General features: G+C 65.9%; 12 protein-coding genes. 8 read left to right on the top strand and 4 right to left on the bottom strand.

Annotated features, from left to right (window positions below; genetic code table 11):
• Positions 1–29 precede the first annotated feature (29 nt).
• Together HCZ97_RS08440 and HCZ97_RS08435 are read left to right on the top strand one after the other, a co-directional pair.
• Positions 30–461, top strand: a complete 432-nt coding sequence (locus HCZ97_RS08440) for a DUF1489 family protein (protein WP_167688261.1) — start codon at positions 30–32, stop codon at positions 459–461.
• Positions 462–673: 212 nt separating this feature from the next.
• A complete protein-coding gene (locus HCZ97_RS08435; RefSeq protein WP_167688260.1) occupies positions 674–1081 on the top strand; it encodes a hypothetical protein in 408 nt (135 codons plus the stop codon).
• 237 nt (positions 1082–1318) lie between these two features.
• On the opposite strand, the gene hisG is transcribed toward HCZ97_RS08435, so the two are convergent.
• From hisG to hisS, 3 genes are read right to left on the bottom strand one after another with little or no spacing between them, the layout of a single operon-like run.
• Positions 1319–2014: an ATP phosphoribosyltransferase gene (gene hisG, locus HCZ97_RS08430; RefSeq protein ID WP_167688259.1), complete on the bottom strand. Its 696-nt coding sequence runs from the start codon at positions 2012–2014 to the stop codon at positions 1319–1321.
• On the bottom strand, positions 2011–3120 hold the full coding sequence (locus HCZ97_RS08425) for an ATP phosphoribosyltransferase regulatory subunit (RefSeq protein WP_167688258.1): 1110 nt from the start codon (positions 3118–3120) through the stop codon (positions 2011–2013). Before HCZ97_RS08425 ends, hisG begins: the two co-directional genes overlap by 4 nt.
• The gene (gene hisS / locus HCZ97_RS08420; protein ID WP_167688257.1) at positions 3120–4604 is read right to left on the bottom strand and encodes a histidine--tRNA ligase; all 1485 of its coding nucleotides are present in this window, start codon (positions 4602–4604) and stop codon (positions 3120–3122) included. The genes HCZ97_RS08425 and hisS overlap by 1 nt, the downstream gene beginning before the upstream one ends.
• A gap of 226 nt (positions 4605–4830) precedes the next feature.
• On the opposite strand from hisS, the gene HCZ97_RS08415 reads away from it, so the two are divergent.
• Positions 4831–5025 carry a SlyX family protein gene (locus HCZ97_RS08415; protein ID WP_167688256.1) on the top strand — a complete coding sequence of 65 codons (195 nt, stop codon included), beginning with the start codon at positions 4831–4833 and terminating at the stop codon, positions 5023–5025.
• Between the two features lie 3 nt (positions 5026–5028).
• Here the strand turns inward: HCZ97_RS08415 and dnaE are convergent, their stop codons facing one another.
• The gene (gene dnaE, locus HCZ97_RS08410) at positions 5029–8535 is read right to left on the bottom strand and encodes a DNA polymerase III subunit alpha (protein ID WP_167688255.1); all 3507 of its coding nucleotides are present in this window, start codon (positions 8533–8535) and stop codon (positions 5029–5031) included.
• A gap of 162 nt (positions 8536–8697) precedes the next feature.
• On the opposite strand from dnaE, the gene HCZ97_RS20565 reads away from it, so the two are divergent.
• From HCZ97_RS20565 to HCZ97_RS08380, 5 genes are all read left to right on the top strand, one after another.
• Positions 8698–9504 (top strand): SRPBCC domain-containing protein, encoded by an 807-nt coding sequence (locus tag HCZ97_RS20565; RefSeq protein WP_254871425.1) that lies wholly within the window; start codon positions 8698–8700, stop codon positions 9502–9504.
• A 154-nt stretch (positions 9505–9658) separates the two neighbouring features.
• Positions 9659–11026, top strand: a complete 1368-nt coding sequence (xdhA, locus tag HCZ97_RS08395; RefSeq protein ID WP_167688254.1) for a xanthine dehydrogenase small subunit — start codon at positions 9659–9661, stop codon at positions 11024–11026.
• Positions 11023–13476: a xanthine dehydrogenase molybdopterin binding subunit gene (locus tag HCZ97_RS08390; RefSeq protein WP_167688253.1), complete on the top strand. Its 2454-nt coding sequence runs from the start codon at positions 11023–11025 to the stop codon at positions 13474–13476. The genes xdhA and HCZ97_RS08390 overlap by 4 nt, the downstream gene beginning before the upstream one ends.
• Complete coding sequence (gene xdhC, locus HCZ97_RS08385) at positions 13469–14401, top strand: xanthine dehydrogenase accessory protein XdhC (RefSeq protein ID WP_368484339.1); 933 nt, start codon at positions 13469–13471, stop codon at positions 14399–14401. Before HCZ97_RS08390 ends, xdhC begins: the two co-directional genes overlap by 8 nt.
• Positions 14398–15915: an ABC transporter ATP-binding protein gene (locus tag HCZ97_RS08380; protein ID WP_167688252.1), complete on the top strand. Its 1518-nt coding sequence runs from the start codon at positions 14398–14400 to the stop codon at positions 15913–15915. The genes xdhC and HCZ97_RS08380 overlap by 4 nt, the downstream gene beginning before the upstream one ends.
• Positions 15916–15967 lie beyond the last annotated feature (52 nt).

The following is a 15967-nucleotide window of genomic DNA, read 5'->3' as shown; positions in this document are numbered from 1 at the left end:
GGTACCAAGTCTAACAGGAAATTATCCGCATGTCTCCCACAGTCCATCTCGTGAAGCTCTCGGTTGGTACTGAAAGCGTGGAAGACCTGGAAGCCTGGCAGCAAACCGCCCTGGCCCGCACCGGGGATGCCCGCCCCCGCCATGTCACCCGCATGTGGCCGAAGAAAGAGGCAGAGCTTCTGGCCGGCGGATCCATCTTCTGGGTGATCAAGGGACAGATTCAGGCGCGCCAGCGGATCGTGGCCCTGGAAGAGGTCGACCGGGGCGACGGCGTCCGCCGCTGCGCCATCGTGCTGGACCCTGAGCTGCACCGCGTTGCGCCCAGCCAGAAGCGCCCCTTCCAGGGCTGGCGCTACCTCAAGCCCGAAGATGCGCCCCGCGATCTGACCGCCGCGCGGGCCAGCGATGACGACCTGCCGCCAGAGCTGAACGCCGCCCTGGCCGAAATCGGCGTGATCTAAGCTACCCGGGGTGACGCCCCTGCCCCCATCGAGGGGGCCAGCGCCGTTGTCGGCTGCGCCTCCCGCGCCTGTCGCCGGGGCCTGCGACCATGCCAGAGGCACCCCAGCGGCCCTGCGCCGGGAAATCCCCCACAGCGCCCCTTGCGGGCACAGGCAAGATTGACAGGGGCGCACAAGCTCCGGTTGACTTGGGCAGCCACAGGAGGCCGCCCATGTTTCCCAATCCCATGCCCACGCTCTTCGCGCTCTGGAAGGCGCCATTTTCGGGCGATGTCACGCAACGGATCGAACCCCGGCTCTTTTCCGATGACATCGCCGGCCAGCCGGACATAGAGGCGCATATCCATACGGAGGTCGCCAGTTACGGCACCCAGCTGAGCGTGGTGATCGACGCGCTGCGCACCCTGTCCCAGGACCAGGGCACCCCCCTGCCCGAGGTGGAGGACCTTCACCTGCGGATCCGGGCCGGCAAGGCCGTGGCGCTGTCGAAACTGGCAGAACGCACGGCAGAGTCGCTCGACCGCCTGGCAGAGGCCGATCCGGACCGCTACGCACGGCTTCTGGCCACCCGCATGGGCGGCCCCCGTGCAGCCCAGGACGGGGAAAGCGACATCCCCTGAGCGCCCGGCAGACCGCAGGTTGTCCCGTCACCCAAAGGTTAACGCATCTCTCCGCACGCCCCGTTAACCCGGCCAGATACCGACATGGGCACCGACGTAATACCGACGCGATACCGACGTAATACAGACGTGGGGTTTTGCCGGGATTTGCCCCGTTAACCAGGGACATGACCCCGAGTCGGGCGCCGGGGCGCACCGACAGGCACGCACGCCCCGGTAAACCTATGGCAAGGGGGGTTAATCCAGGCCCAACTGGCGGATCAGCGCGGCCAGCGCCAGCCGATCCTCGTCCGACAGCGGCGCAGAGCGCGACCGGAACAGCGTCGCCTGGCTCTTCAGGATCGTGCCGTCCGGCAGGATCTTCAGGTGGTTGGCGCGCAGGGTCTCTCCGGTGGAGGTGATGTCCGCCACGGCCTCTGCCGTCTCGTTCTTCACCGTGCCCTCGGTAGCCCCCTGGCTGTCAACCAGTTGATAATCCGCGACATCTTTTTCCTTCAGGTACTCGCGCACCAGCCGGTGATACTTCGTCGCGATCCGCATCCGGAACCCGTGCCGGGCCCGGAACGCCGCCGCGGCCGCGTCCAGGTCATCCAGGCTTTCCACGTCCACCCAGAAGGCGGGGACGGCCAGGATCAGGTCGGCATGGCCAAAGCCCAGCTCTGCCAGTTCCTCGACCCGCTGTTCCCATTGGCCCAGCTTCTCGCGCACCAGGTCGGTGCCTGTCACGCCTAGGTGGATCCGGCCTGCGTTCAACTCCCTGGGGATCTCGCCCGCGCTCAGCAGCACCAGCTCAACCCCTTCGATTCCCTCGACTTTCCCGGCATACTCCCGGTCGGACCCGGCCCGGCCCAGGGTCACGCCCCGCTGGCCGAACCAGTCAAAAGTCTTCTCCATCAACCGGCCCTTGGAGGGCACACCCAGCTTCACGCTCATGCCCAGCCTCCCAGTTCCACGACCATTCCGGGGCGGATCACCCCGCCCACCGCCGGGATGCCCTCGGGCCGCCCCTGCGCCGCGCCCAGCACCCGTGTCAGCGCGTCATAACGTCCGCCGGTGGCCAACGGCGGCAGGTCCGGGCGGCGCTCCACCAGGAAGCCGAAGACGAAACCGTCGTAATATTCCATGTGCGTGCGCCCGTAGGCGGCCTCGAACTCCACCGCGGCGGTGTTCACGCGGCGCCCCTCCAGGGCCTCGATCCGCGCGCCAAGGGTCTCTACCGCGTCAGAGATCGCGGGCAGGTCCACGGCGATATCGCGCAATTGTTCCAAGGCGTTAGGCAGGGTGGCGCGAACATCCAGGATGGCCTCGATCAGGTCCACGTCCCGGGCCGGGATCGCGGGTTCGGCCAGGTCCTGGCGCAGCACCTCAAGGCGCGCGGCCACCTCATGGCGTGACCGCAGGCCGATCTCAGGGGCAGCGCCCGCAAAGGGATCCTCTGCCTTCAGCAGGGCCACCCGCGCAGGCGACACCGGCGTGCGCCCCGCGTAGCGATCCAGCAGGATCTTGAAGCGGTTCGGACGCCAGATATGCCGCCGCAGCGCGGCCTTGCGCACGTCAGAGGTCCGCAGCCCGTCGACCGCCGCCATCAGGATTCCGATATCCCCGGTCATCGCCTTGAGGTTCAACGGAGAAATCGCGGTCTGGATGCGGGCAAAGACCTCTGCATCGGCAGCGGCGGGATCGCTGCCATCGAAGATCTCGAAGCCGACCTGAAGGTATTCATTGGCCCGCGCCTCATCCTCTTCCTGGCGGCGGAAAACCTCGCCGGAATAGGTATAGCGGGCCGGTTCCGCGCCCTCGGCCATGTGCATCTGCACCACCGGCACGGTGAAGTCGGGGCGCAGCATCTGCTCGCCCCGCAGGGTGTCAGAGGTGGTATAGGCCCGCGCGCGCAGGTCCTCTCCGTAAAGGTCCAGCAACGCAGAGGAAGAGACCAGCACCGGCGCTTCCACCGGCAGGGCGCCGGCGGATTCGAACCGCGTGCGCAGGGCGGCGGCACAGGCTTTCACCTGCGCCTTGTCGGGGCTGCGATAGACCATCAGTCCTGCCCCGCAAGGATTTCCCGGATCTTCGCCACAAGCTCACCGCGCGGCACCTCGTATTGCGAGGGGCGGTCTTTCCATTCTTCCAGCGTCGCGTTCTCGGCGATCTTGGCGCCCAGCACCAGGTCCTTGACCTGAACCACGCCGCGCGCCTTCTCTTCCGCGCCTTCGATGACCGCGACGGGAGAGTTGCGTTTATCGGCGTATTTCAACTGGTTACCGAAGTTCTTGGGGTTGCCCAGGTAGACCTCTGCCCGGATACCAGCTTCGCGCAGTTCGGCCACGATGCCCTGGTAATCGGCCATGCGGTCGCGATCCATGACCGTGACCACCACGGGGCCCTCGGCCTTGCCGCCGATGCGGCCCTTGGCACGCAGCGCCGCCAGCAGGCGGTCAACGCCGATGGAGACACCCGTCGCGGGCACTTCCTGCCCGGTGAAGCGCTTGACCAGCCCGTCGTAGCGCCCGCCGCCGGAAACCGAGCCGAACTGGCGCTTGCGGCCCTTTTCATCAAGGATTTCAAAGGTCAGCTCGGCCTCGAAGACCGGCCCGGTGTAATAGCCAAGGCCGCGCACGACGCTGGGGTCGATCTCGATCCGGTCGGGGCCATAGCCCTGGGCCTCCAGCAGGCTGGCGATCAGCTCAAGCTCATCCACGCCCTCGGCGCCCACGGCGGAACTGCCGACAGCCGCCCGCAGGTTGGCCAGCGTATCCGCCGCCGTCGACCCCTTGGAGGTCAGGAAGGCCAGAACCGGCTCTGCCTGGGTCTCTTCCAGCCCGACACCGTCGATATAGGCGCCAGATGCATCCAGCCGCCCCTTGCCCAGAAGCTGGCGCACGCCCTCTTCCCCGACCTTGTCGAACTTGTCGATGGTGCGCAGGACATCGGCCTGCTGGGCCTCATCCGTCACGCCCATGGCTTCCAGCACGCCGTTCAGGACCTTCCGGTTGTTCACCCGGATGATGTAATCCCCGCGCGGGATCCCGACCTCTTCCAGGCAGTCCGACAGCATCGCGCAGATCTCTGCATCCGCCGCGACCGAAGCGGCACCGACCGTGTCCGCATCGCATTGATAAAACTGGCGGAACCGCCCCGGACCGGGCTTTTCATTGCGCCAGACCGGCCCCATGGCATAGCGCCGGTAGGGGGTGGGCAGATCGTTGCGGTGCTGGGCGTAGACACGCGCCAGCGGCGCGGTCAGGTCATAGCGCAGGGCCAGCCAGTCGCCCTTGCCCTCTTCCTCGCCCTCCTGCCAGCCGAAGACGCCGGCGTTGGGGCGGTCCACATCGGGCAGGAACTTGCCAAGCGCTTCCACCGTTTCCACGGCAGAGCTTTCCAGGGCATCGAAACCGTAGCGATGGTAGACGGCGGCGATCTTCGCAAGCATCTCCGTCCGTTCCGTCACTTCCGCACCAAAGTAGTCACGGAAGCCCTTGGGGGTCTCCGCCTTGGGGCGCGGCGTTTTCTTCACCTTGGCCATCGCTTCATCCTTGCCATATGGATTGCGCCCGGGGCATAGCCCATGGGGCCGAGGGGGGCAAGCGCAGCCCGCGTCTTGCCCTCGGCCCGCCCCCTGCCCGGCCCGCGATCCTGCGCCCCAGCGACAGAAACTGCAGACATCCCCGTTGCATGTGATATGTGACGCCCGCACGCACCGGGGCGGATCCCGCCGCCCCACCCGAAGCCCTGCCAGAACGAGGTTCCCCATGCTGGAGCTGGAAGAAAAGATCGCCCATCTCACGCGCACCGTCGACGAGATCTCTGAAACGGTTGCCCGTCAGCAGGGCGAGATCATGATGCTGACCCGCCGGGTGCAGCTTCTGATGGAACGCGAGGCCGCGCGCGAGGCGGAATCCGGCAATGCCGTCTACCTGGGCGACGAACGCCCCCCGCATTACTGATCCTCAGATTTCCTCGACCGCCAGGATCCCAGGTAGGCTTTTCAGCGCGCCCTTGATCTCGGGCGTGACCGGGTAGCCTTCGTTCGCCTTGATCTCCACCTCGCCGCCACCGGGCAGCGTGCTGTTCACCAGGCAGAAGTGGATCGGCCCCTTCTGCACGCCCCGCACGGTTTCCGAGGCTCGCAGAAGAACGTCCTGAACGGCCGCCACGCCCTCTGTCTCCGACATGAAGATCTTCAGCCCGATGGCCCCGGCATCCGCCACAACCCCGTCCATCGGGACGATGCCCCGGGCCAGCAGGCGTAGCTGGTCGCTTTCCATGGTGGCCTCGACCGTCAGCACGACCTTTTCGCCGTTCTCCAGGAAATCCCGGCATTGGTCGAGCGTGTCGGAAAAGATCGTGACCTCGTAAGCCCCTGTGGGATCAGAGAGTTGCGCAAAGGCAAAGCGGTTGCCGCGCGCCGATTTGCGTTCCTGCTTGCCGGTGACGATACCGGCCAGCTTGGCCACCAACGCGCCGCCCTCGGCCAGCTTGGTGACCTCGTCCAGCGTCTTGACCTGCTTGCGCCGCAGCGCGCCCATGTAATCGTCCAGCGGGTGGCCCGACAGGTAGAACCCGATGGCCTTGAATTCCTCTGCCAGCCGTTCCGCGGGCAGCCAGTCGTTCACCGGGCTCAGGCGCGGCTCTGGCAGGTCATCGCCCGCCTCACCGAACAGGCTCACCTGGTTGGAGGACTTCTGTTCCCAGATCGCGGCCGAATAGGCCACCAGCGCATCCAGGCTGTCAAAGACCCGGCGGCGGTTGCGATCCAGCTCGTCAAAGGCCCCGGCGCGCGCCAGCATCTCCAGCGGGCGCTTGCCGACCTTCTTCAGCTCGACCCTGCGCGCGACATCGTAGAGCGTGGCAAAGGGCTTGCCGTCGCGCCCCTCCTCGATCAGGCGCATCGCGTCCAGGCCCACGTTCTTGAGCGCGCCAAGCGCATAGACCAGGGCCCCGTCCACCACCTTGAACTTCGCGTCAGAGCGGTTCACGCAGGGCGGGATATAGGGCAGCTCAAGCGCCTTCTTCACTTCCTGGAAGTAGATGCCCAGCTTGTCCGTCAGGTGGATATCGCAGTTCATGACACCGGCCATGAACTCCACCGGGTGGTTCGCCTTCAGCCAGGCGGTCTGGTACGAAACCACCGCATAGGCCGCCGCGTGGGACTTGTTGAAGCCGTAGTTGGCGAATTTTTCCAGAAGGTCGAAGACCTCAGAGGCCTTCTTCTTGTCGACCCCGTTGGCCGCCGCGCCCTTCTCGAATTTCGGGCGTTCGGCGTCCATCGCCTCCTTGATCTTCTTACCCATGGCCCGGCGCAAAAGGTCAGCGCCGCCAAGCGAGTAGCCCGCCATGACCTGGGCAATCTGCATCACCTGTTCCTGGTAGACGATGATGCCCTGGGTCTCTGCCAGGATGTGGTCGATGCTTTCGTGGACCGAGGTGATCTCGCGCTGGCCGTTCTTGACCTCGCAATAGACCGGGATGTTCTCCATAGGGCCGGGGCGGTAAAGCGCCACGAGGGCCACGATGTCCTCGATACAGGTCGGCTTCATCTGCTTCAGCGCGTCCATCATGCCGGTGGATTCCACCTGGAACACGGCGACGGTCTTGGCGCGGGCGTAAAGCCTGTAGGTCCTTTCGTCATCCAGCGGGATGAGGTTGATCTGGTTCTCCGCCCCGGGGGCCGGCTCATAAAGCTGGGTGCCATCGGCGGCGACATGCAGATCGCGCCCGCCGGCGTGGATTTGCTCGATCGCGTTCTGGATCACCGTCAGGGTCTTAAGACCCAGGAAGTCGAACTTTACCAGGCCGGCCTGCTCGACCCATTTCATGTTGAACTGCGTCGCGGGCATGTCGGACCGCGGATCCTGATACAGCGGCACCAGCCGGTCGAGCGGCCGATCCCCGATCACCACGCCGGCCGCGTGGGTCGAGGCGTTGCGCAACAGCCCCTCCACCTGCATGCCGTATTTCAGCAGCCGGTCCACAACCTCTTCGTTGCGGGCCTCTTCGGCAAGGCGGGGTTCATCCTTCAGCGCCTTCTCGATGGAGACGGGCTTCACGCCCTCCACCGGGATCAGCTTGGACAGCCGGTCCACCTGGCCATAGGGCATCTGCAGGACGCGCCCGATATCGCGCACGGCGGCCTTGGACAGCAGGGCACCGAAGGTGATGATCTGCCCCACCTTGTCGCGCCCGTATTTCTCCTGCACGTAGCGGATCACCTCTTCGCGGCGATCCATGCAGAAGTCGATGTCGAAGTCGGGCATGGAGACCCGTTCCGGGTTCAGGAACCGTTCGAACAGCAGCGAATAGCGCAGCGGGTCAAGGTCGGTGATGGTCAGCGCATAGGCGACCAGGGAGCCCGCACCAGAGCCCCGCCCCGGCCCCACCGGGATATCGTGGTCCTTGGCCCACTGGATGAAGTCGGCAACGATCAGGAAGTAGCCGGGGAAGCCCATCCCCTCGATGATGCCCAGCTCGAAATCGAGCCGTTTCTGGTAATCTTCCACGCTGACCGCATGGGGGATCACGTCCAGCCGTGCCTTCAGCCCCTCGTTGGCCATGCGACGCAGCTCTGCCACCTCGTCATCGGCGAACTTCGGCAGGATCGGATCCCGGCGATAGGCCATGAAGGCACAGCGCTGCGCGATCTCCACCGTGTTTTCGATGGCTTCCGGCAGGTCGGCAAACAGCGTCGCCATCTCCTGCGGGGACTTGAAGTAATGCTGGGCCGTCAGGCGGCGGCGCGGCTGCTGCTGGTCCACGTAAGCGCCGTCCGCAATGCAGATCAGCGCGTCGTGGGCCTCGTACATCTCCGGTTTCGGGAAATAGACATCGTTGGTCGCCACCAGTGGCAGATCCATCGCATAGGCCATTTCCACGAAGCCGCGCTCGGTCAGCTTTTCGGCTTCCGGCAGGCCGTCGTCTTCGGGATGGCGCTGCAATTCGACGTAAAGCCGATCCGGGAAGGCCGCCGAGAGGCGCTGCATCAGCGCCTGCGCCTCTGGCCTGTGACCGGTCTGCAGAAGCTGCCCCACCGGGCCAAGCGCACCGCCGGTCAGGCAGATCAGCCCTTCGGTATGGGCCTCAAGCTCTTCCAGAGTGACATGGGGCAGTTCGCCACGATGGGCGACATAGAGGCAGGTGTTGAGCTCCATCAGGTGCTCGTAGCCACGCTCGCTTTGCGCCAGCAGGACGATGGGCGCGGGCGGCTTGGGCTTTTCCCCCGGTTCCGGGCGGTGCCATTGCAGGTCGACCTGGCAGCCGATGATCGGCTGGATACCTGCGCCCGCAGCCGCAACGGAAAATTCAAGCGCAGCGAACATGTTGTTCGTGTCGGTGACAGCCACCGCTGGCATCCCCGCCGCGGCGCAAAGGCCGGGCAGCTTCTTCAGCCGCAGGGCGCCTTCAAGAAGTGAATACTCGGTATGGGTGCGGAGGTGGATGAATCGGGGGGGCGTGCTCATGAACGGAGCCTATTCCCGGACCCCGGAAGCAGCAAGATCCCGAGGGCGTGATTTAGTTAGCCCATTGGATAAGCATGGCGTAAATCCCTGAAATCGCGTTTTGTTACCCGCAGGGCTAAGTTTTTCTTGCGGCAAACTTCGGCTTGAGGCATCGTTAGCTCAATGGCTAACCATGATCTGTCACAGCTGCTTTCCGTCCTGTCCGACCCGACCCGCCGGGCGGTGGTGGAACGGCTGACGCGCGGCCCTGCCGCGATCAAGGAACTCGCCGGCCCGCACGACATGGCCCTGCCCTCTTTCCTCAAGCACGTGGATGCGCTGGAACGCGCCGGGCTGATCACCAGCTGGAAGGAAGGGCGCCAAAGGTTCTGCCGCATGAACCGCCTGTCGCTGGACCCGGTCCGCGACTGGCTCAACACCCAGCAAAGCCGCCTGCGCCCCTATGACATGCCATCCGATGACCCCGACCCGCCGGCCCCGGCCCCGGACACAAAGGAGCCCGAAGTGGACGAAAGCCGCGACCTGATCCTGACCCGCCTCATCCCGGCCTCTCCGATGACTGTCTGGCGATGCTGGGCAGAGGCCGGTTTGCTGAAACGCTGGTTCACCCCCGCCCCGGTCGAAACCGTCGAAGCCCGGATAGAGCCGCGCCCCGGTGGCGCCTTCTTCACCCGGATGCGCCTGCCGGACGGCACGGAAATCGCCTCCGAAGGCTGCGTCCTGATCGCCGATCCCGGCAGCGCCTTCAGCTTTACCGATGCGCTGTCAGGCGGGTATCGCCCCGGTGACAGCCCCTTCATGACCGGCATGCTGAATTTTGCGCCGGAAGGCGACGGCACGCGCTACACCGCGCGGCTGCTGCATTCTTCACCCGAAGCCCGTGCGCGGCATGAGGAAATGGGTTTCCAGGAGGGATGGGGCAAGGCCACGGACCAACTGGCCACCCTGGCCGCATCGCTTAAGGATTGAGCAGTTTCGCGAGGTCAGATTAAAAACTCGCCGTAATTTTTCTTGCAAGCAGCAGACCTGTTCCCTTTGATGGGCCGGACTGATTTGCCGCCTCCCTTCTACCGCATCGGGGGGGCATGGATGGCACTAGGGTAACGCGGTGGATGATAGCTACATGACACTCTCCTTTCAACTGAACGGAGACCGCGTGGATGTGACGGAAGTCGCACCCACCACCACGCTTCTTGACTGGCTACGGATCGAACAGGGGCTGACCGGCACCAAGGAAGGCTGCAACGAAGGCGATTGCGGCGCCTGCACCGTCATGGTGACCGATGAGACCGGGCCGAAGGCGCTGAACGCCTGCATTCTCTTCCTGCCCCAGCTTCAGGGCAAATCCGTGACCACGGTCGAAGGGCTGAAACTGCCCGATGGCGCGCTGCATCCCGTGCAGCAGGCCATGGTGGATCAGCACGGGTCCCAATGCGGGTTCTGCACCCCCGGTTTCGTCATGTCGATGGCCACGGCCCAGATCACCGGGGAAGCGGATCACGACCTGACGCTGGCCGGCAACCTCTGCCGTTGCACCGGCTACGCCCCGATCATCCGCGCGGCGGAATCTGCCATGGCACAGCCGGTGCCGGATCACCTGCCAAAGACCTTCCGCATGCCGGAAGAGGCTGAAAACATAGCCTTTCAGCCGAAGTCTTCAGATGAGCTGGCAAGCTGGTACGCCGCGAATCCCGACGCCAGGCTGGTTGCCGGCGCGACCGACCTGGGGCTGGACGTAACCAAGGGCATGCGGGACCTGGGCCAGGTGGCCTTTCTCAACCGCTGCGCCGATCTCAAGCAGATCGAGGTGACAGAGGAAGAGATCCGCATCGGCGCCATGGTCACCTTTTCAGAGCTCCTGCCGGTGATCGAGCCGCTGCACCCCGGGTTCGGCGCCATGCTGCGCCGCTTTGCCTCTGTCCAAATCCGCAACGCCGCAACCGTGGGCGGCAATATCGCCAATGGCTCGCCGATCGGGGACAGCCCGCCGGCCCTCATCGCCCTTGGCGCACAGCTGCACCTGCGCCACGCGGACAACCGCAGGACATTGGATTTGCAGGATTTCTTCCTGGACTACGGCAAGCAGGACCGCGCGAAGGGCGAATTTGTCGAGGCGATCTCGATCCCGCGTCAGCCGGACCGGCTGGCCTGTTACAAGCTCTCCAAGCGTGCCGATCAGGATATCTCGGCCGTCTGCGGCTGCTTCAGCATCACCGTGGAAGAGGGCCGCGTGGCCAGCGCCCGCATCGCCTTTGGCGGCATGGCTGGCACCCCGAAACGCGCCACGGCCGTGGAGGCCGCGATCACCGGCCAGCCCTGGGACGAAAGCATCCTGGCCAAGGCCGCCCCGGCCTGGGCTAAGGATTTCCAGCCATTGACGGACATGCGCGCCACGGCTGACTATCGCCTGAAGGCCGCCCGCAACATGCTTGAACGCTACCTGCTGGCCGATCTGGGCCAGGCCACGAATATCGCGGAGGTCTCGGCATGAACGAAACCGTGCGCAAGCCCCTGCCCCATGACGCAGCTCCCCTTCACGTGACGGGAGAGGCGCGCTACCTCGACGACATCCCGACCCCGGCGAACTGCCTGCACCTGGCCTTCGGCACCTCGCCCATTGCGCGTGGCACATTGAAAAGCCTGGATCTTTCCGCCGTCAAGGCCGCGCCCGGCGTGGTCCGGGTCATGGTGGCAGAGGACCTGCCCTTCGCCAATGACACGGCCTCTGCCCCGGTGCACGACGAACCGCTGCTCTCTACCGGCAGCCTGAATTTCGTTGGCCAGCCGATCTTTGTCGTCGCGGCCACCAGCCACCACGCGGCCCGTTTCGCGGCCCGCCAGGCGGTGATCGAGGTGGCCGAAGAGACCCCGATCCTGACCGTTGACGAGGCTTTGGAGGCTGAAAGCTACATCGAACATCCGCCGCTGGTCTGGACCAAGGGCGATGCGGCAAAGGCCATCAACGCCGCCCCGATGACCCTGTCGGGCCGGATCGAGATGGGCGGGCAGGAGCATTTCTACCTGGAAGGCCAGGCCTCTCTTGCCTCGCCGCAGGAGGGCGGCGACATGCTGGTCAATGCCTCGACCCAGCACCCGACGGAGATCCAGCACAAGGTGGCCGAGGCGCTTGGCCTGCCGATGAACGCCGTGCGGGTGGAAAGCCGGCGCATGGGCGGCGGCTTCGGCGGTAAGGAAAGCCAGGGCAACCCGCTGGCCGTGGCCTGCGCGGTGATGGCCCGCGTCACCGGGCGCCCCTGCAAGATGCGCTATGACCGCGACGACGACATGCAGATCACCGGCAAGCGCCATGATTTCCGCATCGATTACAAGGTCGGCTACGACGAAACCGGGCGCATCCACGGCATCGATTTCAAGCAATACACCCGCTGTGGCTGGACCCAGGACCTGAGCCTGGCGGTGGCGGATCGCGCCATGCTGCATTCGGACAACGCTTACCTGATGGAGCACATCCGCATCGAAAGCCACCGGCTGCGTACCAACATGTGCTCGGCCACGGCCTATCGCGGCTTCGGCGGCCCCCAGGGGGTGGTCGGGATCGAGCGGGTGGTGGATCACCTGGCCCATGAGCTGGGGATGGACCCTGTCGAGCTGCGACGCGTGAACTACTACGCCGATTTCGAGAAGGGCGATTTCCAGAAGGCCGGTTCAGAGACGGAGAGCGGCGAAGGGGGCTCTGCCCCCGCGTCTTCGACGCCCCCCCGGAGTATGTCCGGCAAGGTGAAGGATGAGCCGCAAAGCCGCGGCGCCGTCGCGGTAGAAGGCGAGCCCGTGAAAGCCCCGCCGGGTGTGCAGACCACGCCTTACGGGATGCCGGTGGTGGATTTCTGCCTTGGCCGTCTGACCGAGCGGCTGCTGGAGAGCAGCGACTACGCCGCCCGCAAGGCCGAGATCGCGAAATGGAATGCGACGAATTCCGTTTTGAAGCGCGGGCTTGGCTTCTCTCCGGTGAAGTTCGGGATTTCCTTCACGCTCTCGCACCTCAACCAGGCGGGGGCGCTGGTGCATGTCTACCAGGATGGCTCCGTTCACCTGAACCACGGCGGGACGGAGATGGGCCAGGGCCTGTTCCAGAAGGTCGCGCAGGTGGCCGCCAGCCGGTTCGGCATCCCGCTGGAAATGGTGAAGATCACCGCGACCGATACCGCCAAGGTGCCCAATACTTCGGCCACGGCAGCCTCTTCCGGGGCGGATCTGAACGGGATGGCGGTGAAGGCGGCCTGCGACACGCTGCGGGACCGGATCGCCGGCGTGGTGGCAGAGCTGCACCAGGTGCGCACCGAGGAAGTGATCTTTGAGGGGGGCGATGTCCTGGCTGGCTCCAACCGGCTGAGCTTTGCAGAGGCGGCGCAGCTTGCCTACCAGAACCAGGTCAGCCTGTCGGCCACCGGCCATTACAAGACGCCGGACCTGAGCTGGGATCGGATGAAGGGACAGGGCAAGGCCTTCTTCTATTTCGCCCATGGCGCGGCCCTGACGGAAGTGGTCGTGGACCGGCTGACCGGGGAATACCGGATCCTGCGGGCGGACATGCTGCATGATGCCGGCAACAGCCTGAACCCGGCGCTGGATATCGGCCAGGTGGAGGGCGCCTATGTGCAGGGCGCCGGCTGGCTGACCACGGAAGAGCTGGTCTGGGACGACAAGGGGCGGCTGCGGACCCATGCGCCCTCGACCTACAAGATCCCGGCCTGCTCGGATCGGCCGAAGATCTTCAACGTCGCGCTCTGGGATGAGCCGAACCCGGCTGCCACGATCTATCGCTCCAAGGCCGTGGGGGAGCCGCCCTTCATGCTGGGGATTTCCGCCCTGCTGGCGCTGTCCGATGCAGTCTCGGCCTATGGCGAGAGCTACCCCGATCTTGATGCCCCGGCGACGCCGGAGCGGGTCCTGGCGGCGATCGACCGGGTGCGGGGTGTTTGACCGCCGCGCCATAGAGCGCGCGCTTGAGCGCGCGCCGCGCGTGGTGCGCGTGCTGGTGACCGACACCCTCGGCTCTGTCCCGCGAGAGGCGGGGACGGCGATGATCGTCGGCCCGGACTTCCTGGTCGGCACCATCGGTGGCGGCACGCTGGAACATGAAGCGATCCGGCGCGCCCGCGCGCTGGATGCAGACCTGCTGGAGAAACGCGCGCTTGGCCCGGACCTGGGCCAGTGCTGCGGCGGGGCCGTGACCCTGCTGTACGAGGCCTGGGATGCGGAGCGGCTGGCGGCGGCAGAGGGCCAGGTGATCGCCCGCCCGCTGCCGGGTGGTGGCCAGATGCCCTTTGCCATCAAGCGCTTGCTGGCCCGTGCGCGGGCCGCGGGCGAGTTGCCGGGGATCCTGGTGGGCGGCGGTTGGGTCGCGGAACCGGTCCTGCGGGCCGAAAGGGAGATCTGGATCTGGGGCGCGGGCCACGTGGGCCGGGCGATTGCCGCGGTCCTGGCCCCCCTGCCCGGGCTCGCGATCACCTGGATCGATACGCAGCAGGACCGCTTTCCGCCGGTCCTGCCCGAGGGGGTGACCGCCCTGCCCGCGGCAGAGCCTGCCCTGCTGGCGGCACATGCGCCTGTCACCGCAGAGCACCTGATCCTGACCTATAGCCACAGCCTGGACCTTGCGCTTTGCGATGCGCTGCTCAGCCGGGGGTTCGCACGCTGCGGGCTGATCGGCTCTGCCAGCAAATGGGTGCGCTTCCGCAGGCGGCTTGCGGAGATGGGCCATGATCCTGCTCGTATTGCGAGCATCCAATGTCCCATCGGCGATCCTGCCCTTGGGAAACATCCGCAGGAGATTGCCGTGGGCGTCGCGGCTGAGATACTTGGACAGATGGCGCGGCAAGACGCCCTTGGGGAACGAAAAGCGTGACGGGACCACTCCTTTCAATCAGGGGCCTGACAAAGGCCTATCCGGGCGTCGTGGCCAATGACGACGTCTCCTTCGACATCCAGCCGGGCGAGGTGCACGCGCTGCTGGGCGAGAACGGCGCGGGAAAATCCACGCTGGTCAAGATGATCTACGGGCTGGTGAAGCCCGACCAGGGAGAGATGGTCCTGGGCGGCAGCGCCTATGCGCCAGGCCAGCCCCAGGAGGCCCGCGCGCGCGGCGTGGCGATGGTGTTCCAGCACTTCAGCCTGTTCGATGCGCTCAACGTGGCGGAAAACGTGGCCCTGGGCATGGCCGAACCGCCCAAGACCAATGAGCTGGCAGAGCGGATCCGCACGGTTTCGGAACAATACGGGCTGCCGCTGGACCCCTGGAAACTGGTGGGCGACCTGAGCGCGGGCGAACGCCAGCGCGTGGAAATCGTGCGCTGCCTGTTGCAGGATCCCAAGCTGCTGATCATGGACGAGCCGACCTCGGTCCTAACGCCGCAGGAGGTGGAGATCCTGTTTGCCACGCTGCGCAAGCTGAAGGATGAGGGGACCTCGATCCTCTATATCTCTCACAAGCTTGAAGAAATCCGCTCGCTTTGCGACGAGGCGACGATCCTGCGCCTGGGCCGGAAGGTCGGCACCTGCACCCCGCGCGAGGTGACTGCGGCGCAGATGGCTGAGATGATGGTGGGATCGGAGCTGCACCGCCCCGAACGGACCCCGGCGGCCCCCGGCGCGGTGCGCCTGGCGCTGAACGACCTGTCGGTGGCCTCTCCGGGGCAGTTCGGCACGTCGCTCAAGAACATCACGCTGGAGGTCCGCGCCGGTGAGGTGCTGGGCCTGGCAGGCGTGGCCGGGAACGGCCAGGACGAGCTTCTGGCGGCCCTCTCGGGCGAGCTGACCTGCAAGGCGGGCATGGTGGTTCTGGACGGGCGCGAGATCGGCACGGCGGGGCCCGGACAGCGGCGCAGCCTGGGCCTGCTCACGGCGCCCGAGGAGCGCCTGGGCCATGCCGCCGCGCCGGACATGAGCCTGACGGAAAACGCGCTTCTGACTGGCGCGGAACGCGAGGGGCTCATGGCCAACGGGTTCCTCAAGTGGTCGAAAGCACGGGATTTTGCCGCGCGCATCATCGAGAGGTTCGACGTGCGCACGCCAGGAACGGAAACCGCGGCGCGCGCGCTTTCGGGTGGCAACCTGCAGAAGTTCGTCATTGGCCGCGAGGTGATGCAACGGCCCGAAGTGCTGGTGGTCAACCAGCCCACCTGGGGCGTGGATGCCGCAGCCGCCGCCACGATCCGCCAGGCCCTGCTGGACCTGGCCGCGGGGGGCACCGCGGTGGTGGTGATCAGCCAGGACCTGGACGAGCTGATGGAGGTCTCCGACAATTTCGGCGCGCTCAACGAGGGGCGGCTGTCAGAGATCCTGCCGGCCACGGGGCTGACGATGGAGCAGATCGGGCTGATGATGGGCGGGGCCCATGGAATGGAGGTGGCCCATGTCTGAGCGTCAATTCCGGGCGGGATCGCCCACTGGAACATGCGCCTCCGGCGGGAGT

This window comes from Pseudooceanicola sp. HF7, from assembly GCF_011806405.1.
Classification (GTDB): Bacteria; Pseudomonadota; Alphaproteobacteria; order Rhodobacterales; family Rhodobacteraceae; genus Pseudooceanicola.
The sequence above is the reverse complement of the archived record's forward strand: the minus strand, read 5'-3'. Positions and strand labels throughout refer to the sequence as shown.